Origin of the sequence: Yersinia sp. 1252 StPb PI, from assembly GCF_048593885.1 — a bacterium.
In the GTDB taxonomy this organism is placed as follows: domain Bacteria; phylum Pseudomonadota; class Gammaproteobacteria; order Enterobacterales; family Enterobacteriaceae; genus Yersinia; species Yersinia enterocolitica_E.
The window spans coordinates 1-2,361 of sequence record NZ_JAZGQE010000316.1 but is presented as its reverse complement, the minus strand read 5'-3'; the positions used below and the strand labels follow the sequence as shown (position 1 = coordinate 2,361).

Sequence of the window (2,361 nt, the reverse complement as noted above, 5' to 3'; positions counted from 1 at the left end):
CATGGGTCAGGGCCGCCGTGGCTCAACTGATGGCGTCAAGGGCGTGCCGAGAGGGCTTAGTGCTGGAAATCCTAATAAAGGTAGAGGGTGGGGAGTATCGCAAACCCCCTATGGGGCTATTCGCAACTATAATCCAAGCAAATTCGGTAGCCGTTCTGGCGGTAATCGAGGTGGCAATAACCGTGCACGTCATCGCGGCAATCCTCCAAGTCCCCCTAATCTGGCACAAAGGCCAGAGCTGCAAGTTGCGATAGTCCCCGGTGTTGCCGTTCCCCTATCACTGGTTGCTGGTGAATGGGGGTTTACGCTGCTTAAACCAAAGGTAGTTGCTGCGGCACTTGATCTGGCTCTTACGCGGATGGCGATGTTTGCTGTGGACGCGGCGCCTTATGTCGGGCGGTTCGCCGGGGTTGTTGGTATGTTGCTGGCACCCTCTGAAATCGCGAAAGATGATATGTCAGTGACCCGGCGCACTGTCGTCACCCTGCCTGCCGAGCGCATCACCAGCGTGCCATTGGCACAATTACCCACACAATCAGCAGTAGTGGCTAATGTCCGGCTGCATGATGTGGTACAGGATGGCGTGCAGAAAATCGCGGTAGTGAAATCCAAACATGTGCCGATTACGGTGCCGGTGGTGCAGGCTAAACTCACTGATCGCCCGAGGGTATTTACCGCTCAGATACTCAATGGGATGCCACCTATCCACATCCATGTTGATAGTTCTTCCCCTCCCACGGCAACGCAACCAACCGGTGTCAGTGAGGTGAGGGATAGCCCTGTAACACCGGTATTTTCTCCACTGGGAAGTAACAGCCATGACGCGATTGTCTACTTCCCCGCAGACGCGAATACTGACCCTGTCTATATCTCGGTCACGACCGTATTGACGCCAGAGCAGATTAAACAGGTGGAGGAGGAAAACGGGAGAATACAGGCAAAATGGGATGCGAAGTATCCACAAGTGCAACAGGCTCTATTTGAAAAACAACGTGCCATTCAGACTGTGGCTGAAAAAGAGGCAATATTGCATGCAGTCAAGGAGACGGCTGAGGGTAAGTCATTCTTAAACCCGGAAAAATTTCCGATGGAGGAATACCTTATAGCTTGGTTTGAATACTCAAAAACAACCATTAAGATGGATATATCGATTAATTCAGCGGTTGCGCGAGACTATTTTTTACAAAAGGGGCCGATGGTCATGTACCCTCTTTTGTATACCTTTCAGTCAGAAAGTCAGGGTGAGCAACATGCCCGTGATACAAATATTGCGACATTAGAACGGATATATCGGCGTTTAACGACGGCACGAGACAATATAAATCAGGCCCAGCATGAGTTAAATAGGGCCAAGAATGAAGTCAACAATGCTGTTCAGCATATACAGGTAGTCAGGGCGCAACTGGTTGAGGCCGAAGCCCGGGGGATTGTAAAAGCACCCGCCAGACAGCGTGTTGAACGTGAGCGACTGGCGGCAGAGGCAACAGTACGAGAGAGTATCAAGTCTGAGCCAGGGACTGAGGAGGTCGTTGAGTCGCAGCAGCGTGCTGAGTTTGAGCAATGGAATGCCGAAGTAACAGAACGGTGGCGAATTAAGGATGAGCAGCGGGCAATAGAGATAGCTGAATGGCAACAGCGCGTTGAACGTGAGCGGCTGGCGGCAACCTACCTCGCCAGACAGCAGGCTGTCACTCCCCAAAATACCTTCTCCTTACCTGCTCATCCGCCAGGGGGCGCACATTCTCCCAGTTTTGCCGCAGGCGGTGCGGGTGCTATAACATTAAGTCCTCAGGTCGCTAATCATTTAGGTACCTCATTACGGCGGGTATCGGAGCGATTTCGCAGCATAGACACAAGTTCGTTGGCCGATCCAATGGCTGTCATTATTGGTACGGGCTTCTATTCGGATAATGATAGGGAAGGAACGAATCAGCCGCCATTAGTCGGTAGTTTCTCTCTCAGGGACATAGGATTATCCCTTGACGCGCAGTTACTACAGCAAGGTGAAGTAGATTCTCCGGTCCGAATTTTGATGGCCCAAAAGGATGATTGGACCGGTGTTTATGCGGTAAAAACCCAAGCTGCAAATGTTGCTGCTAAGGTGAAGGTCGGGCAAGCACAGCTTGATAGGTCAAATGGTGTTTATACATTTACCACCGACAACCAGCCGCCACGTACCTTTACTTTTACTCCAGCACAACCGCCCGGCATGGATATCAGCTCTGTATTACCACAACCTGCCAGTGCGCTGGTCTTCCCGCAGCATACTGGAACCGATATCACTTTTCTGGCGACAAAGCGAGCACTGACGTTCCTTGCACATGAGGAGATGGATTTCCACGATTACATCATTTGGTTCCC

The 2,361-nt window shown here is 51.4% G+C and carries 1 protein-coding gene; it reads left to right on the top strand.

Annotated elements, in window-relative coordinates; all coding sequences use genetic code 11:
• On the top strand, positions 1–2,361 hold a 2,361-nt coding region (locus tag V2A85_RS23105), incomplete at both ends, for a colicin-like bacteriocin tRNase domain-containing protein (protein ID WP_420072489.1).